The sequence below is a fragment of the Marinobacter sp. AC-23 genome (assembly GCF_001858325.1).
Taxonomy (GTDB): Bacteria; Pseudomonadota; Gammaproteobacteria; order Pseudomonadales; family Oleiphilaceae; genus Marinobacter.
In genome coordinates, this window is the sequence record NZ_MBPP01000027.1 from 1 (window position 1) to 23,455 (window position 23,455).

Genomic DNA, 23,455 nt, shown 5'->3' on the forward strand with positions numbered 1-23,455 from the left:
CTGAAGCTTCGCATGGCGACGGAAGATATCAATGTGGGTGTGTTGGTGCGCGAAACTGAACACGATCTTAGTGTCGTTGAATGTTTCACCTCCAAAAATGCCTGCAAAATTACTCCGGTTTGTGGGCTTAAGCCCATGTTCGGAGAAGCCTTGCAGGCGTTCCTTTCTGTGCTCGACAAGTACACACTTAAAGACGTAATGAGGGATGAATACAAGCCGCAATTACTGAGGCTGCTTCAGATCGCCTGACCACCTTTGTGTTCCGGCCTGTTTCAGGCCGGTTGGTTTGTAAGCCTCAGGCGCAGCCGATCCGGCAACGAATATTTCAGAATTCTTTTTACTACGGTGCCATATTGGTGCCTGAAAGTGCCAGTGTTGTAGCCTATGCCATGCTTGCGGCAAACCGCCTGAACCTTCTCGGAAATTTCCGGGTAGCGGTATGCGGGCAAATCGGGGAAAACGTGGTGCTCAATCTGGTAACTCAAATGCCCGCTCAACAGGTGTACCCACTTGTTACCGGTGAAGTTGGATGAGCCGGTAAGTTGGCGCAGGTACCAGTGGCCTTTGCTTTCATTTTCGCAGTCCTTTTCATTAAACGTCTCAGCGTCCTGAGTAAAGTGCCCGCAGAAAATAACCGTGGATGACCACAGGTTCCGTATCAAATTGGCGCCCAGGTTGCCGGCCAGCACAACTGGGGCAACCGGAAAGGTAATCAGCGGAAAAAACACATAATCCTTGAACGCCTGGCGCCCACCTTTGCGAAGGGCGTCTTTCAGGAACGGGAGTTTGTCGCGTAAGCGGATCTCGCCGCTGCGTATCCGCTCGAACTCCAGCTCATGCAAACCGACGCCCCACTGGAAAAACACACTCAGCAAAAGGTAGTTGAAAAACTGCAGGCTGTGCGCCGGGTGCCATTTTTCATCATCACTTAAGCGCAGAAGGGCATAGCCGTAGTCACGATCTTTGCCGATGATGTTGGTGTAGGTGTGGTGCTCGTAGTTGTGAGTGCGGCGCCACGAATCGGATGAGCAAGCGGTGTCCCACTCGTAGGTCTGGGAATGAAGAGAGGGGTCGTTCATCCAGTCATACTGGCCGTGCATCACGTTATGGCCAATTTCCATGTTCTCTATAATCTTTGACAGGCCCAGCGAAAGCGTTGCCGCCGCAAAAACCGGTGGGATGAAGCCGAAGGGCATCATTACCCGCCCTCCTACTTCAAGGGCGCGGTGGAGCCGGATTACCCGGCGTATGTAACGGGCGTCTTTCTCCCCCAGGTCTGCGACCACTTCGTCGCGAATGGTGTTCAGGTCTTGCGCCAATTCCTGGAGCTGATTTTCGGTCATCTGTTTCATGGCTTTGCTCTCTAAGCGTCGATGGCGACAGGGCCGTGGGGAATGGATATACAAAGCTGAATGCTTTCATCCCCTGGCCCGGAGGCCTGGCCGGTGAGCCGGTTGATTACCGTGCCGCTGGTTTTGCGGCAGCTGCATTGATGGCAAATGCCCATACGACAGCCGTGGCGGGGCGTAAGGCCCGAGGCCTCAGCTATTTCCAGCAAGCTGGCATCGCCCTCAGAGCTGGCTTTCAGATTGCTCTTTTCAAACTGCACGTGGCCCCCAAGAGTTTGATTCGCCAAATCCGGGTTCAGCGCCGGAGCTGCGGCAGAAAAAAAGGTGCTGTGAATATCCTTTTCGTGAACGCCGTGTTGGTGTAATAGCTCGTTGGCCAGGTCCATCAGCCCCTTCGGGCCGCACAGGAAAACTTGCCTTGCTTTAAGGTCGCGTACGCCTGCCAAATCCTGGCTGTTTAAATACCGGGGCTTGTCGTTTTCGTGGGTAGCGATGACGTTTAGTGTCAGAGCGCTGTAGCGGTTAGCAAGTGCCTTGAGGCGTTCTGCGGCGATAACGTCCTGCTGTGTGCGCACGAAATAGAGCAGGGTAACTGGCGCCAGAAAATCCTGGGCGGCCATGGCCTCTAGCTGGCTTAGTACAGGAGTAATGCCACTGCCACCGGCAATAAACAGTACCGGCTGTGGTGGCTCAGGTAACAGGAAATCTCCGAAGGCTTCGCCTAAGCCAATCACTGCACCAAGGCTCAGGTTGTCATGCAGCCAGTTGGTGACTAACCCGCCGGGCAGGCGTTTGATGGTCAGAGTAACCAAGCCTTGTTGAGCCCAGAGCCGGGGCGAGCCGGAAAGGCTAAACGTGCGAGTGCGCCGAACGCCGCCAACGTCAACACAGATGTTTACGTGTTGGCCGGCCTGGAAACCCTGCCACCGGGCAGCGGGTTTCAATAAAAATGTGCGTGTGTCAGCGGTTTCCTGAATGACCTGCTCAACCCGGGCAGGGGTGTAAGCCTGCACCAGCATGGGGTCAAACTTCTCTAGCAGAGGGTCGAAGAAGGCAGCCGGATCATTCCGGTTAAAAAGCTGCTTTCCAAGCCAGTGCAGAGCTTTTGTTTGAGTATTTCTTGCCAGCATGGTCTTCTCCGTAATGCGGCTCTTTAAAATGTGTACACTTGTGCACAAGTTGTGTACGACTGTACACATAGCTGCTGCTGTGCACAACGGGGCGCATTTCGTTGGCACATAATGACAAGCATTCGATACTTTAAATCTCTCGGATGTGTACACTTGTTACTTGAGCCAAACGATAACTGCGGTATGGGCGAGCAATGTCGGAACGAAAAAAACGCAAACCCGGTGAAACCCGTGAAAAATTGATGAGTGCGGCGTTAACACTGGTTGGGAAAGGCCGGCATTTCGCCAGCCTGGGTATTCGCGAAGTGACCCGTCAAGCGGGGGTGGTGCCCACCTCCTTTTACCGGCACTTCCGGAATATGGACGATCTGGGGCTGCAGCTAGTCGACGAGCTTGGGCTGGTCTTGCGGAGAATGATGCGGGAAGCGCGCGCAAACGTTCTGCAAGCTGACAAGCTTATTGAGGAATCGGTGGGGATTTTTATCAGCCACGCACAGGCCAATCGGAGCTTCTTTCTGTTTATGGCTCAGGGGCTGGCCGGCGAGAGTCGGGCTATCCAGGACGGCATCCGCAGTGAAATGCGGTATTTTGCCAGTGAGCTTGCGAACGATTTGCAGCGATTAAAGCTGGTTGACCATCTTTGCGATGGGGATCTGGAAATGACCTGTGATCTGGTGGTTCGTAGTGTCGCCTTCAGCCTTACAGATCTAATGGGTGTTTCGGCTGAAGACGAGTATCAGGTAGAACAGATAAGGAAGCGGACCTGCCGCTTCCTTCAGCTTATTTTTGTGGGCGCCGCGCACTGGGATAACAAACACCTCTGAACACAGAACTGTCGTGAACACAGAGGCGCTTTGTTCAGGCCTTTGTGCTTTTGCTTACCCGCGTTTTTTTCGGCTTGGGCGGAATAACCAGCTTTTCCAGGTCATCCAGCGCTTCTCCGGTATACACCGCCAGTTTCTGCATACTGGGCAAGGTATCCCGGCAGCCGGTAAATCCAAAGTTCAGTGATCCCGCATAGCTCAGGCAAGTAATATTCAAGGCACCGCCGTGTGCAATCAGCGAAACCGGGTACATAGCCTCCAGCTTGGCGCCTTCGTAATACAAGGATTCCTGAGGGCCGGGAACATTGGATATGGTTACATTGAACACAGGGCGCATGCGCCCACCAAGGCCAGACATAAGCTGCAGGATGTAAGGCGACATCAGCAGCATGGTGTACTGGTTAAGGGCGCTCTTCGGCAGTTTTTGCAGGTGCTCTTTGGCCCGGCGAGTGGACGATTTGATGTTTTGAAGGCGTGTAAGGGGGTCGGCTTCGTTTGTCGCAAGGGAGGCGATCATGAAGCTGATTTGGGTACCTGTGCTTGATCATCCACTGGCCTGATATTAACCGGAATGCCCGCCGTCAGTGCAGTGTCGGGAAGATCGTCCTGCTCCAGCAGAAAGCGCCTCAGTGCCGTACCGCAAAGATAAAGCACAATGTCGTTCAGTGAGGCGCCGGTTGCCCGGGTTAGCGCTTTCAGACGATCAAGCTGGTAGTGCTGCGTGGCAAATCGGCGCTGCCCCGTTACCCGGTGGTTGATCTTGGAAACGGGGCCGGTGAACGGCGCGGTTAGACCATCTTCTGGGTGACGTACCGAGTGCACAAGCCGGTTGCCTGCCCGCCATAGCGTAGGCGCCATATCTGCTTGAAGTTTGAGTGCTTCTAAGGCCTGGGAGAATGCCGCAGGTATGCTGGCTTCCGAATCGCCTTTGGCACCCCGCCGGCGCTCGGGTCGAACGGACCAGGGCGGCAACATATCCTTCTCATTCGGGTCTTTGCTGAGGACCCTTTGCAGCAAGCGCACGCCGCTGATGCCATCAATCATCGAGTGATGCATTTTGGTGTAGAGGGCAAAACGGTTGTTTTCCAAGCCCTCAATAACGTGACATTCCCAGAGCGGACGGGCGAAATCCAGAGGGTTGGAATGCAGGCGAGATACCAGAATGCCGAGCTCCCTTTCGCCGCCAGGTTTCGGCAGTGCGGAGTGGCGTACGTGGTAGTCCAGGTCGATATCCTTGTCGACCTTCCAGGCGGGAGCTAGCAACCGGCCCAGAAACCCCGACCATGCCAGTTTAGAGCACCAGGGTGGGGCGATCTCCCCGGTTTCCTTCATACTGGTAACCATATCGCGAAGGAAAGTGTCAGGTGCGCCTTCTGGCAGCTCAAAGATCAGCATGTTGCCAACATGCATTGGCGTATCTTCAGACTCTACGGCGAGCCATGATGCATCGAGTGTTCCCAGGCGTTTCATTCCTTGTCCACCTCTACCCGGTTCGGGCTTGAAAGATTGTCTTTTAATTGTTGGTTGCAAGTATACGTGTTACTGCCTGTACAGACGATCACCGATGTAAAAAAATCCAGAAAAAGCCGGGCTGGCGGTTTATTGTTTTCAGACTCCCGAAAACAAAGCACTTGTGGTAGTTTCACTTCATTGAATTAATAAAAACAACGACCTCCGGAGGCACTGTGGAATCCAGCCCGCTCATCTCGGCAGGACTGCCAATAGCACTGTTTATTATCATGATTGGTATAGGTATGACCCTGACCATTCGTGATTTTCGCCAGGTGGCGGTTTATCCCAAAGGTATGATTGTAGGCACTGTGGCGCAGATTCTTCTGATGCCTTTGGTGGCTTTTGCGATCGCTTCCTTGTTAGCAGTGCCGCCGGCTATAGCGGTTGGTTTGGTTATCATTGCCGCGTGCCCTGGCGGCACAACCTCCAACCTGTTCGTGTTGCTTGCGCGGGGTAATATTGCGCTGTCTATTGTGCTAACCGTTAGCGCCAGCCTGATCACCATTCTTACGCTGCCGCTGTTTGCCAATGCTGCTCTTCAGTACTATATGGGTACAGAAGAGAACATAGTGCTGCCGGTATGGAAAACCATAGGTGTGCTGACGGGTATTGTACTTTTGCCGGTAGCCATAGGCATGCTGGTGCGTTCCCGTAAGCCTGACTTGGCGCGCAAAGCAGAGAGCATTGTCAGCGTGTTTGGGGGCGTGGTTCTCGCTCTGTTAATTGTAGCGCTGGTTTACGGAGTGCGGGATCAGATTTGGGAACTGCTGAAGCAGGCGGGGCCGGCAACCATTTTGCTGAACGCCGCGGGTATTTTTATCGGTTTGCTTGCTGGCCGCGCCGCGGGGCTGACCCAGCGAGAGTCCTTGGCAGTTGCGGTGGAACTGGGCGTAAAGAATGGCACCATTGCCTGATGGTAACGCTAACACTGCTGGAATCCAGCTCCATGTCCATACCCGCTGCTGTATACGGGGTTCTGATGTTCCCAATCGGATTTATACTGGCCATGTATGGCCGGCGCATGATTCCCAGGGTCAGCCCTGACATCGGGAAGTAATCGGAGACCGGCCCCATGAATTTCCTCAACGGTATAACCCTGCTGCTTGTCTATCAGCTGGCTGGAGAGATAATCGTGCGCCTGCTGGGCGTGTCGATCCCGGGGCCAGTGCTCGGTATGGTCATGCTGTTTATCACCATGATGATCCGTGGCAGGCGCCCGCGTCTGTTGAACAGGCCTCTACGGCACTGTTAAGCCATCTGTCTCTGCTGTTTGTTCCCGCAGGTGTTGGCATGATGACGCACTTTGGCCGGATTGCGGATGAATGGCTGCCGATTACGTTTGCTTTGCTTCTCAGCACCGTGATTACCATGGTGGCCACTGCACTGATCATGCAGCAGACCAGCCGCTGGTTTACAAAATCAGCACCGGCACAAGGGCACAGTGATGAATAACCCGGCGTTGCGGGATATTTGGGTATATCTTTCGGCTACCCCATTGTTTGGGCTGACAATCACCTTGGTTGCTTATGGATTGGCGTATCGGTTTTATCTGAAAACCAACTCCAGCCCACTGGCCAATCCGGTGGTGACGTCGGTGGCCATGCTGATTGCAGTACTGTTGGTTTCCGGTATTTCCTACAATGATTACTTTGCCGGTGGGCAGTTTGTGCACTTCCTGCTGGGGCCCGCCACCGTGGCTTTGGCGGTTCCGCTTTATCAGCAGTTTTCAAGATTGCGACAGCTTTGGTTACCCGTTCTCATATCTCTGATTTGTGGCGTTGGAATCGCTGCAGGCAGCTCTGTCTTGCTGGCGCGGCTTTTGGGAGGCTCGTTGGAAATCCAGATGTCTCTCGCACCCAAATCGGCTACCGCCCCTGTGGCTATGGGTATATCCGAAAAAATCGGTGGTTTGCCGTCGCTCACAGCGGTTCTGGTGGTGATTACTGGTATTACCGGGGCCATCTTGGGCACCAAGTTATTTGAGTGGATTGGTGTAAAGGATGACACGGCTAAGGGTATTGCCATGGGCGTTGCGGCTCACGGTATAGGAACCGCAAGGGCGTTCCAGGTGAGCAATCGAATGGGGGCATTTTCGGGGTTGGCCATGGCACTATCTGCCTTCGCAACTGCGCTGATGGTGCCTTGGATGGTGGACTGGATTCAGGCGCTGTTGTAGACAGTCAGGCCGCCCTATTAAGCTTACCGGCAGTCCCTTGCCGGTAACCCTTGGGGATTAAGACCGGTCGTCTCTATCCACTTTTGTGGGTTCCATGCTCCCGGCGCGGTAATCGATTTCCAGCTCCTGACCGTCGGCGTTGTCACCTTCTACTTCAATTTCGCCTTTGGCGTTGATTTTGATTTCCTCAATTCGGCTCATACCCTGGTTCGCGCTGGCATCAATGTACTCAGCAGCCTCGGCGGAGGACAAACCCCAGGGGCCGTCTGTGCGCTTGTGGCGCTCTTCCTTGCGGATCGAGCCATCGCCGTTTACATCCAGCTCCACGTACCACTGCTCATCTAGCCAGCCTTCGATTTCCATGCTGCCGTCATCACCGTGGTCGTCTTCCAGCTCAATACTGTGGAAGTGCGCAATGCCATAATCTGTCCCAATCTGCAGGGCCCGCTTGGCGTCATCAATGGTGCCGGATGCGAAAGCCATAGGTGCAGCAACAAGGCTGGCCGCAAGTGTCGTTGCTATAAGTGTTTTCATGATGTTTCTCCTGACTCGTTGGTTGCAGTGTGTCTTTATTTAGGGTCTTTAAGTACTTATCTGAATGCGTTCATGGCAGCGCCTCCAGTGGGAGGTCTTCCTGAACGTTGGGTGCATCTTAAACATGGGCTGTTTGCAGGAGGGTGAGTGTTTTGTTCATGGTTCATTCATGTTGGCTCTGACAGAATGAACCCATGAAAAACTTGCCCTGCTATATTCTGAAACTAATCATCCCAACTTCGGCATTCATTGTTGCGGCGTTTTCGATCACTTTGTGCCTGTTAGGCTCTTTACCTGCATCTGCTGATGAAGACTGGCGCAAACTCCATGAAGAAGTGCAGGCGGGCAGGATAAAACCCTTGGGCGAGATTCTGGATGGCCTGCTGCAGGACTGGAAAGGCCAGGTCATTGATGTGGAGTTTGAGGAAGAAGATGGCCGCAGGCTTTACGAAATTGAACTGCTGGGCTCCGAAGGCCAGGTTGTCGAGTTTGAAGTGGATGCCGTAACCGGAGAACTTATTGGCATTGAGGGCAACAACATCAATGGAATGAAGCGCCAATGAAAATTTTACTGGTAGAAGATGATCAGCCACTGGCCCTCGGGCTTGCCTCGGCGCTGGAAGATGCCGGCTTGTTGGTGGAGATAGCTGGTGATGGCCGCACGGCGGATTTTCTGGTGAGTACCGAGCGTTATGATGCGGTTATTCTCGACTTGGGCCTGCCCGATGGCAACGGGGCGCAGTGGCTATCCCGGTGGCGCGAACAGGGCATTGAACTTCCGGTTCTGATTTTGACGGCGCGGGAGCGTTGGTCTGATAAAGCCGCAGGCTTTTCCGCCGGGGCCGACGATTACGTTACCAAACCCTTCGAAACCGCTGAAATCCTGTTCCGGCTGAGGGCGCTGGTGCGCAGGGCTCACGGCCACGCCCACCCAGTTATTCGGGTGGGGGATATTTCCCTGGATACTCACAGTGCCCAGGTGACTCGCGCGGGCATGCCGGTATCCCTGACTGCTCAGGAGCTGCGGCTGCTTTCCCACCTTGTTCATGCGGCGCCTCGTGTGGTCAGCCGTACTGAATTAACCGAGCACGTGTATGACGGTGACACAGAGCCGGATTCCAATGTGATTGATGTTCAGGTCAGCCGCCTGCGTCGCAAGCTGGGCAGCCAGAGTATTGAAACCCTGCGCGGCCAGGGCTACCGGATGGTTGCGGATAACAAGGCCTCATGATGTTGGCTGAACGTTTGCGCCGGCTCCCCATTGCCGCACGCATGCTGTTGTCTGCCCTGGTTTTGGTGGTGCTGGTACTGCCGGCAGCCGGCGCCTTGCTGTCGTGGAACTTCAGGGAGGCGGTAAATACGGCCTTCAATGAACGGCTGGAATCCTTACTCAATGTGGTGATTGCCGGGGTCAGCTACGATGTTCGGCAAAATGCCCTGGTAACTAACAGGCAATTGGGCGATTCACGATTCGATCGGGTGTTTTCCGGCTGGTACTGGCAGGTTAGTGATGAGGGTGAACGAGTGCTTACTTCCCGTTCACTATGGGATCAGAGGTTGGCGGTTTCCCGCGAATCCGGCATGACCTTCCGAACCGTCACTGGCCCCCGTGATAAGCAACTGCGTGTACTGGAGCGGGATATTCGACTCCCCAATCTTGAGGATCTGCTGCACGTACAAGTTGCTGCGGATTTGGGTGAAGTAGAGGCGCAAATTGCCCGCTTTCAAACGTTGCTGTGGCTTTCACTGGCAACATTGGGTGGTCTGCTCATCGTCTTGATCGGTTTGCAGATCCGCTGGGGGTTAGCGCCTCTGCGCCGGGTGGAGCAAAGCCTGAAAGCGGTAGAGCAGGGCCGGCAGCCATCGGTCGAGACAGACCTGCCCAAAGAGCTGGCAAGGCTGGCGGGCGCGATCAATACCGTACTGGACAGAGACCAGCGTTTGATTGAACGGGGCAGAACCGCTGCGGGCAACCTTGCCCACGCGTTGAAAACACCGGTGGCTGTACTGGGTACTTTGGCGGAACGGTTACCGGAAGAGCAGCAAGTGGCAATGCGTGCGGAGCTCAAAAGGTTGGACGAAGCCGTAAGGCACCACCTTGCCCGTGCTTCTGCGGCGGGCCCTGTTGCACTGGGTGCTGAACAGGAGGTTGCCACCGTGCTTGAGCCCGTTATTGAAGGCATTCGGCGTTTGGCAGGCAGGCGCAATCTGGTGTTTCAGAGTGATTTGCAGCAGGGGCTTCAGGTGCGGATTGACGCCCAGGACTTGCAGGAAATTGCCGGTAATCTGCTGGAAAATGCGATCAATTGGGCCGAAAGCTGCGTCAAATTGGCAGGGGTTATTGAAGGGGGCTGGCTGGTGCTCAGTGTATCCGACGATGGGCCTGGCATGTCACCGGATACCCGCCAAGAGGCTCTAAGCCGCGGCGGCAGGCTTGATGAGTCAAGATCTGGCTCTGGTTTGGGGCTGGCCATTGTGACAGAGCTGGCCTTGCTGCACGGCGGTGAGCTCAGGTTAGACAACAGCCCTGAGGGCGGCTTGCGCGCAGAGGTGGTTCTGCCAATGACTCAGCTGCGCTCAAGACTTTAATGGCGGCGGGTGCGGGCAGTGGTAATCATCTATCAATGTTCCTTCTTCCACGCTTTCCAGATGCACGTCAAAGCCCCAAAGCCTGTGCGCATGGCGCAAAACTTCTTCGGTGTCCTCGCCCAGAGGCACTCTGTCTACGGGTACGTGTCGCAGGGTTAGTGAACGATCACCGCGCACATCTACGTTCCACACCTGTATGTTGGGCTCCCGGTAACTGAGGTTGTACTGGCGGGCCAGCTTCTCTCGCAGTTCGCGGTAGCCGGGTTCGTCGTGAATGGCGGTTACCTTGTAGCTGTCTTCCAGGTCGTCATCTTCAATGGCAAACAGCTTTAAATCCCGCATAACCTTGGGCGACAGGAACTGCTGGATAAAGCTTTCATCCTTGAAGTTGGCCATGGCAAAGTGCAGGCTTTCAACCCAGTCTGTGCCGGCGATGTCTGGAAACCATTCGCGATCCTCGTCGGTGGGTGTTTCACAGATGCGCCGCAGGTCAATGAAGATAGAAAAACCAAGAGTGTAGGGGTTAATGCCGGAATACCACGGGCTGTTAAACGGTGGTTGATACACCACGGCTGTATGGCTTTGCAGAAACTCCAGCATGAAGCCGTCAGTCACCAGACCCTTCTCGTACATTCTGTTCAGTAAGGTGTAATGCCAGAACGTGGCCCAGCCTTCGTTCATCACCTGGGTCTGGCGTTGCGGATAGAAATACTGGGCCAGTTTACGCACAATCCGTATGAGTTCTCGCTGCCAGGTTTCCAGCAGCGGGGCGTTTTTTTCGATGAAGTAAAGCAGGTTTTCCTGGGGTTCTTCCGGGTAGCGTTTTTTGCGCTTTACCGGGTCTTCATCCTCATCCATTTTCGGGATGGTGCGCCAAAGATCATTCACCCGTCGCTGCAGGTATTCTTCCCGTTCTTCCTGGCGCAGGGCTTCTTTTTCGGCAGAAATCGGCGCGGGCCGTTTATAGCGGTCAACGCCATGATTCATCAGCGCATGACAGGAATCCAGTATTTGCTCAACTGCGTCCACGCCGTGGCGCTCTTCGCATTCGGAGACGTAGTTCCGGGCAAATACCAGATAATCGACAATAGCGCTGGCGTCGGTCCAGGTACGGAATAGATAGTTGCCTTTGAAAAATGAGTTATGGCCATAGCAAGCGTGCGCGATAACCAGCGCCTGCATGGGTAGTGTGTTCTCTTCCATCAGGTACGCAATGCACGGGTCGGAGTTGATGACAATCTCATAGGCCAGGCCCATCTGCCCGCGCTGGTAGCCTTTGGACGTACTGAGAAACTGCTTGCCGAAGGACCAGTGGTTGTAACCAACTGGCATGCCGACGGAGCTGTAAGCGTCCATCATTTGCTCGGCACTGATCACTTCTACCTGGTTAGGGTAGGTGTCCAGGCCGAACTCCGCGGCGCATTTGGCAATTTCCTCATCGTATTGCCGGATCAGCTCGAAGGTCCATTCCGAGCCGGTGGACACAGGTTCGCGAGCTGCCGGGCCTTCACTGCCAAGCGCATTGGGGCGATCGATAGCATCACTCATGCCGCTTTCCTCTCAAAAAGCCGCCGGAAGACCGGGTAGATCTCACTTGGGTCGGCAATCTGCTGCTGGGCAAAACTCTCGGGGAATCGTTCCTGCACTTGCTCGTATTCGTACCAGAGCATTTGGTGATCCTGGGGCGTAATCTCCACATAGGCGAAGTATTGCACCAGGGGCAAAATGCTCTCGGTCAGCAGCTTGCCACACACAGGGGAATCATCGTTCCAGTTGTCGCCATCGGAGGCCTGAGCGGCGTAGATATTCCATTCAGCAGGCGAATAACGAGAATCGATAATCTTGTGCATCAGCTTCAGGGCGCTGGAAACAATCGTGCCACCGGTTTCGCGGGAATAGAAAAATTCTTCTTCATCTACCTCTTTTGCGCTGGTGTGATGGCGTATAAAAACCACGTCGATCCTTTTGTAGTTCTTTTTCAGGAACAGGTACAACAGAAGAAAAAAGCGCTTGGCTGTGTCCTTGTGCATCTGGGTCATGGAGCCGGATACATCCATCAGGCAAAACATAACGGCGCTGGTAGCTGGCTTGGGTTGCTTCAGGTGCTGGCGGTAACGCAGGTCGATTTCGTCAATAAACGGAATCCGTTTCACATTGGCTTTCAGTCGGGCGATTTCGTCCTCGAGTACCTTAATCTGATCCTCATGGCTGAATGCCGCGTCCAGATCGGCGGGCGCCGTCAATAGGTCGGCTAGCTGGGCTTCCAGTTCGCGAATTTTCTTCTTGCGTGCACCGCCAAGGCCAAGGCGTCGGGCGTGGGCGCCGCGCAGTGATCGGATAACGTCAAGCTTGGCTGGAACGCCTTGGGTACTGAACCCAGAGCGCACATAGTTAAATGTTTCGGTATCTTTGAGCTTTTTACGCACCAGATTAGGAAGTTCCAGGTCATCAAACAGAAAGTTCAGAAACTCTTCCTGGGTGATCTGGAAGGCAAACTCATCCATGCCTTCGCCGTCGGGGCTGGCCTGGCCTTGGCCCTGGCCTTGCCCCTCTCCGCCCTCCGGTTTGGGTAGCCGGTCTCCGGCCACAAAGTCCTGGTTGCCCGGGTGCACCATTTCGCGGTGGCCGCCTTGGCCGTGATGGAACACGGGCTCATCAATATCTCGCGTGGGGATGCTGATGTTTTCCCCTCGCTCTATGTCGGTTATCGAGCGCCGGTGCACCGCATCTGAAACCGCTTTTTTGATGTGATGCCGGTAGCGGCGCAAAAACCGCTCCCGATTCACCGCGCTCTTGTTTTTGCCATTCAGTCGTCGGTCGACAATGTGGGTCATACCCATAATTCACACTCCACTTACACGTTCGGGGCTAAAGCTGCAGGCTAGGTTCCCCCAGCCATGCGGCTCCGCTAGTGGGACTTGCGAACTCGCAGGTACCACTCTGCCAGCAGGCGTACCTGCTTCTCTGTGTAGCCCCGATCGACCATGCGTTCGACGAACTGCTTGTGCTTGTTCTGATCCTCCTGGCTGGCTTTGGGGTTAAACGAAATAACCGGCAGCAGGTCTTCGGTGTTAGAGAACATCTTCTTCTCAATTACGCTGCGCAGTTTCTCGTAACTGAGCCAGGACGGATTCTGCCCCTGGTTATTGGCCCGTGCCCGCAGCACAAAGTTGACCACCTCGTTGCGGAAATCCTTGGGATTGCTGATGCCCGCTGGCTTTTCGATTTTCTCCAGTTCCTCGTTGATAGAGGATCGGTCGAGAATTTCGCCGGTTTCCGGATCCCGGAATTCCTGATCCTGAATCCACAGATCGGCATATGTGACATAACGGTCGAACAGGTTCTGGCCGTATTCGCTGTAGCTTTCCAGGTACGCAGTCTGGATCTCCTTCCCGATAAACTGAACATAATGCGGGGCCAGAAATTCTTTGATGAAGCGCAGATAACGCTCCTGGATTTCCGGCGCGAATTGTTCCTGCTCAATCTGCTTTTCAATCACATACAGCAAGTGCACCGGGTTGGCGGCTACCTCGGTGGTGTCGAAGTTGAAAACCTTGGAGAGAATCTTGAACGCAAACCGGGTAGAGAGCCCGTCCATACCTTCGTTTACGCCCGCCGCATCCCGGTATTCCTGGATGGATTTGGCTTTTGGATCGGTATCCTTGATGTTTTGGCCGTCGTAGACCCGCATCTTGGAGAAAACACTGGAGTTTTCTGGTTCCTTGATACGTGAAAGCACAGAAAACTGAGCCAGCATGTCCAGCGTATCCGGCGCGCAGGGCGAGCCGGCCAGAGAGCTGTTTTTCAGCAGTTTTTTGTAGATCTCGACCTCTTCCGTCACACGCACGCAATAGGGCACCTTGACGATATACACCCGGTCGAGAAAAGCCTCGTTGTGTTTGTTGTTGCGGAAGGTTTGCCATTCAGATTCGTTGGAGTGGGCCAGAATAACCCCGTCAAACGGCACCGAACCCATACCTTCAGTGGTGTTGTAGTTGCCTTCCTGGGTGGCAGTCAGCAACGGGTGCAGCACCTTGATAGGCGCCTTGAACATTTCCACAAATTCCATCAACCCCTGGTTGGCCTTACACAAGCCACCACTGAAGCTGTAAGCATCGGGGTCATCCTGGGAGTAATCCTCCAGCATGCGGATGTTCACCTTGCCGACAAGCGCAGAAATGTCCTGGTTGTTATCGTCCCCCGGCTCGGTTTTGGAGACAGCGATCTGATCGAGCACCGACGGGTACTTTTTCACCACACGGAACTTGCTTATGTCGCCACCATACTCGTGCAGGCGCTTTACCGCCCAGGGCGACATGATGGATTTCAGATAGCGGGAGGGAATGCCGAACTCTTCTTCCAGAATGGCCGCGTCCTCCGCCGGATCAAACAGCCCGAGAGGAGATTCGTTAACCGGCGAACCCTGAATCGCATAGAAGGGAACCTTCTGCATCAGGAACTTGAGCTTCTCTGCCAATGACGATTTACCACCGCCAACCGGCCCTAACAAATAAAGGATCTGCTTCTTTTCTTCCAGGCCCTGTGCCGCGTGCCTGTAGAAAGACACAATATTCTCCACAGCTTCTTCCATGCCATAGAATTCGGCGAACTCTGGGTATCGTTTGATCATTTTGTTGGAAAAGATGCGTGACAGGCGAGTGTCACGGGAGGTATCGACAAACTCGGGTTCGCCGATGGCAATCAACAATCGTTCTGCGGCCGTGGAATAGGCCGTTGGATCTTTCTTGCAGATCTCGAGGTATTCCTCGAGGCTGAACTCTTCTTCCTGGGTGCTTTCATACCGGTTTTTAAATTGCTGCAGTATGCTCATGGGTAGCCCCTCGCTCGCTGTTCTTCAGCTTTCAGTGCACGCAGTATCCCCGTTTCGATTACGGTCGCCATGGCGGCGATTCGATTTGGTTATGGGTGGATGGAATCAGCACTTTCGACCGGCCGCGATCTGTGTCGGGTTTCGGCCTGTTCAATTTGAGCTTAGTTCACGGTCACAAACTTGGACAGGCCGTTAGCAGTTAAGGTTCATTAAATTATGTTACCGCCGGGCGGAAGCGTTATCGTTTAGTCAGCCGGAAGACACTCTCTGTGGCGCCAACCAAGCCTTTGCGTTTGGTGAACGGGTGGTCGCTGGGCAGTGTGTTGGTTAGGATGTGCTCAATGTCGTAGTCGGCCGTATAGAGCTCGTGAACCTCGTCATCACTCACGTTAAACGGGGGCGCAGTAATCTTGGTGTTGTAGTCCAGAGTAATGAGCAGAATGCGGGTACCTTCGGGAATAACCGTCGTAAGGTGATCCACATAGCGCTTTCGCACAGACGGCGGAAGAGCGATAAGTGCGGCGCGGTCGTATACTAAACGGATATGCTTCAAATCGTCTGGCGCCAATTGGAAGAAATCACCGCACCAAAGCTGCAGGTTATCGTGCCGGAAGGTTGTGAACGGCTCGCTGGGGTGTACCTGTGCTTTTTCGCCAGCCTCCTCAAAGAAGTCCTTGCAGGCAATTTGGCTCAGTTCTACGCCAATTACGGCGTGTCCACGGTCGTGCAGCCACCACATGTCATGGGCTTTACCACATAACGGTACAAAAACACCTTCAGTGCCGCCGCCAGAAAGATCTGGCCAGTGGTCGTAGAGGAACTTGTTGACGGAGCCTTCGTGGAAGCCGATTTCTTTTTTGCTCCAGCGCTCGTGCCAAAATTCGTGTTCCATGGTTTCTGCTCTCTTAATTTGGACGTTTTATTCAGTCTACCCTAATCTCAGCGATTGTTGATGAAGGAGAAAAGTATGAAGGCCGTGTTTCTTGATGCCGCAACGCTCGGCAATGATGTAGATCTTGCACCGGTTGAGCGGGTCACCGGCAGCTTGGTGAAGTATGAAGCAACGCCTGCAGGCCAGATCGCCGAGCGGATCCGGGGGTTTGATACCGTGCTGGTCAACAAGGTTGTGCTCACGCGAGAGCATTTTGAGCAGTGCCCGGAGCTGAAAACCATCGCTGTTGTGGCCACCGGGCTGAACAATATTGACCAGCAGGCAGCCAAAGACCACGGCATTCAGGTGTTGAATGTAACAAATTACGGGCGCTCTACCGTGGCACAACACACCATGGCATTGATGTTGGCTCTGGCAACCCGCCTGCTGGACTACGACCGCGATGTGCGTGCTGGGCGCTGGGCAGAAAGCGACATGTTCTGCCTGATGAACCACCCCATTATGGAGCTGGAAGGCCGAACCCTGGGTATTGTGGGTTATGGCGATCTTGGTCAAGGCGTTGCCAAACGAGCCAAGGCCTTCGGCATGAATATACTGCTGGGTGCTCGGCCGGGGCAGGCGGCAGGCGAAGTTGATGGGCATCCCCGAATACCTCTGGACGAGCTCCTGCCGCAAGTCGATGTGCTCTCATTGCACTGCCTTCTTACCGACGAAACCCGCAACCTGATTGGCGCCAGGGAGTTGCAGATGATGAAACCAGATGCCCTGCTGATTAACACCAGCCGTGGCGGTTTAGTGAATGAGACAGCCCTGGCAGAGGCCTTGCGAACCGGCGTTATTGCTGGAGCAGGGTTTGATGTTCTGACAGAGGAGCCACCACGCAATGGCAACCCCCTGCTTGCCGGAGATATTCCGAACCTGATCATTACACCTCACTCCGCCTGGGCCAGCCGCGAAGCGCGACAGAGGATTGTGGAAATCACCGCGCGGAATCTCATTACTGTTAAGTAGGATGCTCAAATGCCAGGTTAGTGCAACGACCGTTTTTGATAAGGTGGTAACCTAAATAAATACCAAAAAAAGAGGCTTGGCTATTTCTCCGAAGACAATCCGGCAAGCAGCAGGTTCAGGGAGTAACTGTGTGGCAGCATTTAAGCACTTGATGCTGGCGCTTGTAGCGGTGGTTGTTGTTTCCGGGTGCTCCTCTCTTAAACACCGCAATCAAATGGCTTCGTTCAATGCCGCCTACGCCACGGGAGACTATGATGCTGCGCTGCAGGCTGTCAGTTTCAAGGTAGGCAAAGACAAGGCCATAGATTCTGAGGGCCATTTGCTTGAATTGCTGCATCAGGGCGAAATGTACCGCCTGACCGGTCGTTATGAAGAATCTACAGAGGCTTACGACCTGGCAGAAGAGGGCATGAAGTATCTGGACACAGAAGGGCTTCTAAAGAAAACCTCAGAGGGTTTTATGGCGGTTGTGGTGAATGACTCCCAGCGCGATTATGAGGCGCTGATGTCTGAAGCCGTTTTAGTTAACACCTACAAAGGGCTAGCGTTTCTTGCGGCGGGTAACAGCGACTATGCGCGCGTTGAGTTCAACCGGGCCAATGACCGCACCCGGCGCGCAGTTGATTACTTCCAGAAAGAGATTGCAGCGCAGCAGGCAACGCTAAAAAAAGAAGCGCGGGCAGGGGGCGGCAACGCTTCTATGGTAAGCAGTAGCCTCAACAACGAGGGTTTTCAGGCAGCGGTTACCAATCACTATGGCGAAGCGTCCAATTGGGCTGTTTATCCGGACTTTATCGTTCCCTCAAGTACCTACCTGCATGGCCTCTATTTTCTGGCAAACGCCACCGGTGGTAGTGACTATGAGCGAGCCGCTACGTCGCTCAAACGCGTGGCGGAAATGCGGCCCGAAAGCGCAGTACTAAAAGCCGATGCAGAATTGGCGACCAGCCTCGCATCTGGCAAACAGAGCCTGGTAAAGCTACCCCCGCAGGTTTGGGTGGTGTATGAGAATGGATTAGGCCCGGCGCTTCAGGAGTCCCGTTTTGACGTTCCTTTACTGCTAGCCCGTGAGGGACGACCCTCTCTTATATATTTTGGGATCGCACTGCCGCAATACACGGAGCGACCTGCCGTGCCGGGTAGTATCGGCCTGGTGAGCGACACCGGAGAGGTCATTCACACCGAACAAATCTCTGACATGGGTACGGTCATTCGAACCGAAATGAAAGAGCGTTTTGCCGGTATTCTTACCAGAGCCGTATCATCCGCAGTTGTTAAAGCTGTTTTGCAACGCCAGGCCGCAGAGCAGTTTGGACCGATAGGGCAGTTGGGCGCCTTGGTTTTTACCGCGGCAACCACTCAGGCAGATTTGCGGGGCTGGCAGGCGATGCCTAATCATTGGCAGGCTGCGCGGGTGGATCGCCCAGAGAGGGGAATATTGACGTTACTGGGTAACCGGGGTGAAATCCTGGGTGATGTGGACATACCACAGCAACCCTTCACCCTTGTGTATGTTAAGCGGCCGACGCAGCTGGCCCCGGCCACGGTGATCACTATGGATTTGCAAGGGCGCAGGGCAGCAACGATTGCGCGGTTACCAGCGCGCCCTGAGGCAGAGGGCCAGGTTTCGAGTAGTCAGTAATCAATACAACACACCAAAACCACGGGACGTACATTATGAAAACGTTATTGTTCGCCAGCTTGCTGGTGCTTGGCCTGGCTGGTTGCGCTACGCCACCCGAAACCAGCAGTTCATTGGTCGACAGGCAGGAGCTGAAGGTAGATCCAGACATTATTTACGCAGCAGATGTCACAGAACTCTTTCAAAAGCGTGTGGAGCAGCCAGGTGGCGGTAGTCTACTGCAAGTACAATTCGCGGTAGAGGCAAGGTCCGACGCCGATATGGCATGGAAAGTGACCTGGTTTGACGCCAATGGCATGGTGGTTCAAGGCGTTGGTGAAGGCTACCGAAAGGCCACGTTGCTGACTGGCCAAACCCGCTATTTCACGGCCACGGCACCCCATGAGCGCGTTGCAAGTTTTCAGTTACATCTTCGTGAACCCAGATAAAAGGAAAAACCTATGTTGATTCGCGCTGTTGCGATTTCTATAAGCCTTGCGGTTCTTGCCGGCTGTGCCGCGCCTACCCGCTACATTGACCCGGCTGCAGACGATGGCCCGGTAGCCATGACCATGGACTACCGGGATTTCGAAAAGGCTGCCACAGAGGCGGTTGAAGACATGCTGGCCAGCGGTGCCGTGAACAATCCAGATGGTGGTCGATCCATTATGGTGGTTAGTCGTATAACCAACGACACCATGCAACGTATCGATACCGATCAGCTCACCAAGAAAATCCGTGTTTCATTGCTGCGCTCAGGAAAGGTAGTGACCACCACCGCGGTTGGCCTCAATGGGGCAGAAGATGAAATGACGAAAAAAGCCCGTGAATTGCGTGAGTCTGATGAGTTTGACCAATCGGGTGTTCAGAAGAAAGGTACCCTGCAGGCACCTGATCTGAGCCTTTCCGGAAAAATTTTGCAGCGCAATCATAAAGTAGGCAAAGAGCAGCAGGTGGAGTACTACGTTCAACTGTCACTGACCGACCTTGCCTCAGGCCTGGCCATTTGGGAGGGAGAAACACCTATCATCAAACGTGGGTCTGATAAATCTGTTACTTGGTGAGAAGTCCAGGAAAGCAGGTGGCAAATCTTCCACCTGCTTTTCACCTTCCTAAAATTTAAGCCATACTGGAATCAATCGAACCAGAGCTTTGTGCAATTTCACAGCTCCCGTACAACAGGATGTTAAGTGGCTTCTTTTCAAGTTAAAGAACGGCTTCAGGCGGTTGAAACCTGGATACTGGCTAACCCTAACCCGCCCAAGAACTGGCCCTGGACTTGGCTATACCAAGTAGGGCGCTCTGCGTATGCCCTGATACGTGATGTGATCAGTGGGCAACTAACCTTGCACGCCATGAGTTTGGTGTACACCACATTGCTTAGTATTGTGCCGTTGCTGGCCTTGAGCTTTTCGGTGCTAAAAGCGCTGGGTGTACACGAGCGCATGGAGCCTTTCCTGTTTCAGTTTTTCCAGCCTATGGGCCCTCAGGGCGTTGAAATGGCCGAGCGCATTTTGGGCTTTGTGGACAACATGAAGGTGGGAGTTCTCGGGTCTGTTGGGCTGGCGCTGCTTGTTTATACCGTTGTGTCGCTGGTCCAGAAAATTGAGCGCTCATTTAACATGATTTGGCGAGTGCCAGAGATGCGTTCAGTGGCCCAAAGGTTCAGCAATTATCTCAGCGTTATCATGGTCGGGCCGCTGTTGATGGTGTCGGCAGTTGGTGTCAGCGCCGCCATTTTTTCGTCCTCAGTTGTTCAAGCGCTGATTGAGATCGAGCCGTTTGGCTCGTTAATACTGCTGGTTAGCCGCCTCATGCCCTTCTTCCTTGTGGTCGCGGCTTTCACGTTTGTCTATGTGTTTATGCCAAATACCCGGGTAAAGCTGCGCTGTGGATTTATCGCAGGTTTGGTGGCGGGGGTTTCCTGGCAGGCGGCGGGAATACTGTTTGCCTCCTTTGTGGCAGGTTCGGCTAAGTACGCCGCTATATATTCCAGTTTTGCGATTGGCATTACCATGCTGATCTGGATCTACCTGAACTGGATGATTCTGCTGTTGGGGGCAAGCCTGGCGTTCTACCTGCAAAACCCGGGTTCTGTTGCCAAGCGCACGCATGTGCAGTTGGCACCGGAGCTGCAAGAAAAGATTGGTCTGGCCATGATGTGGCTTGTGGCCCGCCCATTCAGCGAGGGTACTAAGGCACCGCAGCAGGAAGCCCTGGAGCAGCAGCTGCGTGTGCCAGGAGAAGTAACGCGTGGGGTTAGCGACAAGTTGATTCGTGCGGGCATACTCACGCTGGCGGGCCGGCAGGGCGATCAGTTGGTGCCAGGGAGGGCCCTGGACCTGATAACGGTAGGCGATGTATTAAAGGTGGTGCGCCAGGATGAAGACCGCGTGGTAGACCGATTGCCGCCGGTATTCCCTGCCGAACTGCTAAAAGGTGAGCGTGAGAACGAATCTACTACCTTTGCGACGCTGCTTAGGAATGAGGCGACTGCTGGGGTTAGCCCCGAGCCCCCTCGCTGAGAACAGCTTTTAGAGCTGCCCGCACGCGGCCAGTCTGCTCGGGGGTAAGGTGCAGGATTTTCTCCAGATCCTCCTCCGGCAGGTTGCGCTGGTGGGCATGGCGCAACACTTCGCGGCTGCCTATCACCATGCCGTCGATCAGGGCTGCCTGTTCTTGGTCTGGCGTCGGTCGTTCAGCAGACAAAAGGTATGCGTGGTATTTGGGTGGCAGGCTCCATTCACTGGCAATGAGTTGGCTGGCTATCCACTGGTAGCGGGTCAGTGCGTTTCGGATCAATACAACATCTGGCTCTTCGCCACCACGCTGAGCCCTGCATATTTGCTGCAGCTCCCGGCGAATGGTGATGTAGGAAAGCGCTGGTAGGAGCCCAACGGTGAAATGAGCGCTGGTATCTTCATTCTGGAGCTTGGCTATAAACTCCGCCGCGCGGGCGCAGGTAAGACCCCAGCGCCAGGCCCTCTGGGCAAACAGTGCCTCCCGGCTGTTACGGGCCGCCATCATTGGGCGCATAACCGCCGCCGCAATAACATTCCGTATGCCATCTATGCCCAGAACGAAAACCGCTTGATCCACCGACTCTATGGTGTGATCTCCGGTACGGAAATACGGGCTGTTGGCAACCTGCAGTATCTGATCTGTTAAAGAGGGATCCCCCAGAATTATCTGGCTGAGTTTTTGCCTGTCGCCTGACTCATCTGAAAGCGCTCTCATCAGCATGGGAAGCGTCATGGGCCGCCTTGGCAGCTCTTCCATTTTGTTGTTTGCGAGGCGGTAATCGAGTTCCTGAAGTGCACGGTCAGATGAGGATTGCTCAGCGCGCAGGTTAGAAGGGCCGGTGTCCAGGAGCCAACAAAAGAGGTTTTCTTCAAGCTGCAGCGCCAGCCTTTGGGCGTCTTCGGCTGTTCCACCTGGTTCTTTAGTTTCTGCACGATTGAACAGCCGTGCCTCAGTAGCTGGAGGGGGTAACGGTTTTTCTGTAGTAAAAAAGCCTGCTATCCAGGAAAAGAAGCCTGGCATCCGTTGCCTCCTGGCAAACCAGTCGCGAAAGTGTACGTGCCTGCATCTCGCAGTATAGAGATCCGCTACAGGCTTGCACAGGTAAAACCCCATGCGGTCAGCAAACTATTTATGCCAAAGCCCCACCGAACACAAAAACGAGTTGGCAGATGCCCGCTATAAGGCCAAGAGTAGCGCCCACCAGGATCAGCTTAATTTCATCCTCCTGAAAACAGGGGCGAAGCAAATCCTGGAACTCCTCAGAGGAGAGGGCAATCATTCGCTCCACCATAATGGACTCCACAGCGCGGGCCCTGTCGGTCTCAAACACTGGGTTGTTAAACGAAGTTTGTGAAATCTCGATGGCTTTTTCGCCCACCTGGTTTTTCAAGGTAGCAAAGCCGGTGGGGCCGAATGCCATCTGAGTCAGGGCTTTGCCCATGCCAGCGGTTTCATCCACCAACGGTTTGATGTGCTTTTTCACCATGTTGCGGGCTCGATCGCCTTTGGGGCCGTCTAGTATGGCGCCAATGATATTGCCGACGGTGAGAATCTCGTGGGTCACGATATGGCAAAAAGACTGAGCCACTTCGGGTTGTCGTTTAAGGAACAGGCCCTGAATGCGGAAGGGACCGATTTTTTTGGCGTGCAAGGGTCGAAAGATAACGTTCAGTGCAATCCAGTTGGTGGCCCAGCCAACCAGCAAACCAAAGAAAGGCAGCACCCACCAGCTCTGGTAAAAGTACCAGACGGTCATCTGAATCAAGCCGAAAAGAAAACCGAAGTAGAGGCCTGAGTTCACAATAAAGCGGAACTCCGCTTCGCCGCACTCAAGAAAAATACGGTTCAGCAGCTGTTTATCGACAGATAGCCTGTCAATAACCATGGCTTTGATATCAAGCAGGTCTTCTATGTTATTGGAAATGTCGTCTACCAAATTGTCGACCAGCTGCGGTGTGGATTTGCGTACTCGGTCGTAAACCATCTTCCGGGCGGAGGCAGGCAGGTTTTCCCAAAATGTCGGGTACTCCCTGAGCATCATCTCGTCGACGTATTCTTCGATGCGGGGCTCTACGGAGTAGACGATGTGGGTAGCGAGCAGTTTGGGGTCAATTTGTTCGAAGATTTCCCGCACGGTGCCAATTTTGGAAATGGTTGCGTCTACACTTATCGCAGCCATCTTTCGGGCTTTGGAGGGAATAATGCCCTGCCAGCCCAGCAGCGGTGGTATGCCAACAAACTCCAGCGGAAGGAAAGTCATTTTGATGGCGAGCCAGTTGGTGATCCAGCCAATCAGGGCCGCAATAACGGGAATACTGAGGTACTGCCAGAATTCTGGGTTGCTAAGCAGGCTTGTCATCCGGGATTTGCACTCGCTTTTTTGTTTGTGTCTGCGGATTGGAGCATGTGTGGATGGCGAGGGCCTGTCAATGACTCGTCAGACCCTTTGCAAGCGGCGGTGCG

The 23,455-nt window shown here is 54.2% G+C and carries 22 protein-coding genes and 2 pseudogenes; 14 read left to right on the plus strand and 10 right to left on the minus strand.

All coding sequences use genetic code 11. The annotated features are described in order from the left end of the window. Positions 1 to 249: Rrf2 family transcriptional regulator (locus BCA33_RS10135; RefSeq protein WP_254774325.1), on the plus strand; the 249-nt coding region annotated here is incomplete at its 5' end. Between the two features lie 23 nt (positions 250 to 272). On the opposite strand, the gene BCA33_RS10140 is transcribed toward BCA33_RS10135, so the two are convergent. Beyond that, positions 273 to 1,352 (minus strand): acyl-CoA desaturase, encoded by a 1,080-nt coding sequence (locus BCA33_RS10140; protein WP_071265520.1) that lies wholly within the window; start codon positions 1,350 to 1,352, stop codon positions 273 to 275. Positions 1,353 to 1,363: 11 nt separating this feature from the next. Further along, complete coding sequence (locus BCA33_RS10145; RefSeq protein WP_071265522.1) at positions 1,364 to 2,479, minus strand: ferredoxin reductase; 1,116 nt, start codon at positions 2,477 to 2,479, stop codon at positions 1,364 to 1,366. A gap of 194 nt (positions 2,480 to 2,673) precedes the next feature. Between BCA33_RS10145 and BCA33_RS10150 the strand changes: the two genes are divergently transcribed. After that, positions 2,674 to 3,303, plus strand: a complete 630-nt coding sequence (locus BCA33_RS10150) for a TetR family transcriptional regulator (RefSeq protein ID WP_071265524.1) — start codon at positions 2,674 to 2,676, stop codon at positions 3,301 to 3,303. A 34-nt stretch (positions 3,304 to 3,337) separates the two neighbouring features. Here BCA33_RS10150 and BCA33_RS10155 read toward each other — a convergent pair. Further along, a pseudogene (locus BCA33_RS10155) lies at positions 3,338 to 4,773 on the minus strand (wax ester/triacylglycerol synthase family O-acyltransferase). 215 nt (positions 4,774 to 4,988) lie between these two features. On the opposite strand from BCA33_RS10155, the gene BCA33_RS10160 reads away from it, so the two are divergent. The 4 genes and pseudogenes from BCA33_RS10160 to BCA33_RS10170 all read left to right on the plus strand — a co-directional run bounded on the left by BCA33_RS10160 (position 4,989) and on the right by BCA33_RS10170 (position 6,991). Then, a complete protein-coding gene (locus BCA33_RS10160; protein ID WP_254774326.1) occupies positions 4,989 to 5,729 on the plus strand; it encodes a bile acid:sodium symporter family protein in 741 nt (246 codons plus the stop codon). Next, positions 5,729 to 5,872: a hypothetical protein gene (locus tag BCA33_RS21750; protein WP_254774327.1), complete on the plus strand. Its 144-nt coding sequence runs from the start codon at positions 5,729 to 5,731 to the stop codon at positions 5,870 to 5,872. Before BCA33_RS10160 ends, BCA33_RS21750 begins: the two co-directional genes overlap by 1 nt. A gap of 15 nt (positions 5,873 to 5,887) precedes the next feature. Then, positions 5,888 to 6,267 (plus strand): annotated as a pseudogene (locus BCA33_RS22785) (CidA/LrgA family protein). Beyond that, the gene (locus BCA33_RS10170) at positions 6,260 to 6,991 is read left to right on the plus strand and encodes an LrgB family protein (RefSeq protein WP_071265526.1); all 732 of its coding nucleotides are present in this window, start codon (positions 6,260 to 6,262) and stop codon (positions 6,989 to 6,991) included. Before BCA33_RS22785 ends, BCA33_RS10170 begins: the two are co-directional and overlap by 8 nt. A 57-nt stretch (positions 6,992 to 7,048) precedes the next feature. On the opposite strand, the gene BCA33_RS10175 is transcribed toward BCA33_RS10170, so the two are convergent. Continuing rightward, entirely contained in the window at positions 7,049 to 7,525 is a 477-nt protein-coding gene (locus tag BCA33_RS10175) for a PepSY domain-containing protein (protein WP_071265528.1), read from the minus strand. Between the two features lie 194 nt (positions 7,526 to 7,719). Here BCA33_RS10175 and BCA33_RS10180 point away from each other — a divergent pair, with 194 nt between their 5' ends. From BCA33_RS10180 to BCA33_RS10190, 3 genes are read left to right on the plus strand one after another with little or no spacing between them, the layout of a single operon-like run. Then, positions 7,720 to 8,088 (plus strand): PepSY domain-containing protein, encoded by a 369-nt coding sequence (locus BCA33_RS10180; RefSeq protein ID WP_071265530.1) that lies wholly within the window; start codon positions 7,720 to 7,722, stop codon positions 8,086 to 8,088. Then, the gene (locus BCA33_RS10185) at positions 8,085 to 8,756 is read left to right on the plus strand and encodes a response regulator transcription factor (RefSeq protein WP_071265532.1); all 672 of its coding nucleotides are present in this window, start codon (positions 8,085 to 8,087) and stop codon (positions 8,754 to 8,756) included. The genes BCA33_RS10180 and BCA33_RS10185 overlap by 4 nt, the downstream gene beginning before the upstream one ends. Next, complete coding sequence (locus tag BCA33_RS10190) at positions 8,753 to 10,114, plus strand: HAMP domain-containing sensor histidine kinase (RefSeq protein ID WP_254774329.1); 1,362 nt, start codon at positions 8,753 to 8,755, stop codon at positions 10,112 to 10,114. The genes BCA33_RS10185 and BCA33_RS10190 overlap by 4 nt, the downstream gene beginning before the upstream one ends. Here the strand turns inward: BCA33_RS10190 and BCA33_RS10195 are convergent. The 4 genes from BCA33_RS10195 to tmpT form a co-directional block, all read right to left on the minus strand. Continuing rightward, the gene (locus tag BCA33_RS10195; RefSeq protein ID WP_071265536.1) at positions 10,103 to 11,662 is read right to left on the minus strand and encodes a SpoVR family protein; all 1,560 of its coding nucleotides are present in this window, start codon (positions 11,660 to 11,662) and stop codon (positions 10,103 to 10,105) included. The two genes, BCA33_RS10190 and BCA33_RS10195, sit on opposite strands and share 12 nt — an antisense overlap. After that, a complete protein-coding gene (locus tag BCA33_RS10200; RefSeq protein ID WP_071265538.1) occupies positions 11,659 to 12,954 on the minus strand; it encodes a YeaH/YhbH family protein in 1,296 nt (431 codons plus the stop codon). The genes BCA33_RS10195 and BCA33_RS10200 overlap by 4 nt, the downstream gene beginning before the upstream one ends. 68 nt (positions 12,955 to 13,022) lie before the next feature. Beyond that, positions 13,023 to 14,945 carry a PrkA family serine protein kinase gene (locus BCA33_RS10205; RefSeq protein ID WP_071265540.1) on the minus strand — a complete coding sequence of 641 codons (1,923 nt, stop codon included), beginning with the start codon at positions 14,943 to 14,945 and terminating at the stop codon, positions 13,023 to 13,025. A gap of 238 nt (positions 14,946 to 15,183) precedes the next feature. Then, on the minus strand, positions 15,184 to 15,837 hold the full coding sequence (gene tmpT, locus BCA33_RS10210) for a thiopurine S-methyltransferase (protein WP_071265542.1): 654 nt from the start codon (positions 15,835 to 15,837) through the stop codon (positions 15,184 to 15,186). A 75-nt stretch (positions 15,838 to 15,912) separates the two neighbouring features. Between tmpT and BCA33_RS10215 the strand changes: the two genes are divergently transcribed. The 5 genes from BCA33_RS10215 (at position 15,913) to BCA33_RS10235 (ending at position 20,994) form a co-directional block, all read left to right on the plus strand. Next, the gene (locus BCA33_RS10215; protein ID WP_071265544.1) at positions 15,913 to 16,848 is read left to right on the plus strand and encodes a D-2-hydroxyacid dehydrogenase; all 936 of its coding nucleotides are present in this window, start codon (positions 15,913 to 15,915) and stop codon (positions 16,846 to 16,848) included. 130 nt (positions 16,849 to 16,978) lie between these two features. Then, positions 16,979 to 18,490, plus strand: coding sequence for a COG3014 family protein (locus BCA33_RS10220; protein WP_254774330.1), 1,512 nt, complete (start codon positions 16,979 to 16,981; stop codon positions 18,488 to 18,490). 35 nt (positions 18,491 to 18,525) lie between these two features. Next, positions 18,526 to 18,918: a YcfL family protein gene (locus BCA33_RS10225; RefSeq protein ID WP_071265546.1), complete on the plus strand. Its 393-nt coding sequence runs from the start codon at positions 18,526 to 18,528 to the stop codon at positions 18,916 to 18,918. 12 nt (positions 18,919 to 18,930) lie between these two features. Further along, a complete protein-coding gene (gene lpoB, locus BCA33_RS10230) occupies positions 18,931 to 19,533 on the plus strand; it encodes a penicillin-binding protein activator LpoB (protein WP_071265548.1) in 603 nt (200 codons plus the stop codon). Positions 19,534 to 19,659: 126 nt separating this feature from the next. Then, on the plus strand, positions 19,660 to 20,994 hold the full coding sequence (locus BCA33_RS10235) for a YihY/virulence factor BrkB family protein (protein WP_071265550.1): 1,335 nt from the start codon (positions 19,660 to 19,662) through the stop codon (positions 20,992 to 20,994). On the opposite strand, the gene BCA33_RS10240 is transcribed toward BCA33_RS10235, so the two are convergent. Both BCA33_RS10240 and BCA33_RS10245 read right to left on the minus strand, forming a co-directional pair. Then, positions 20,972 to 22,012 carry an HDOD domain-containing protein gene (locus BCA33_RS10240; protein WP_071265552.1) on the minus strand — a complete coding sequence of 347 codons (1,041 nt, stop codon included), beginning with the start codon at positions 22,010 to 22,012 and terminating at the stop codon, positions 20,972 to 20,974. The two genes, BCA33_RS10235 and BCA33_RS10240, sit on opposite strands and share 23 nt — an antisense overlap. Before the next feature lie 109 nt (positions 22,013 to 22,121). Beyond that, the gene (locus BCA33_RS10245) at positions 22,122 to 23,351 is read right to left on the minus strand and encodes a DUF445 domain-containing protein (RefSeq protein ID WP_071265554.1); all 1,230 of its coding nucleotides are present in this window, start codon (positions 23,349 to 23,351) and stop codon (positions 22,122 to 22,124) included. Positions 23,352 to 23,455: the final 104 nt, after the last annotated feature.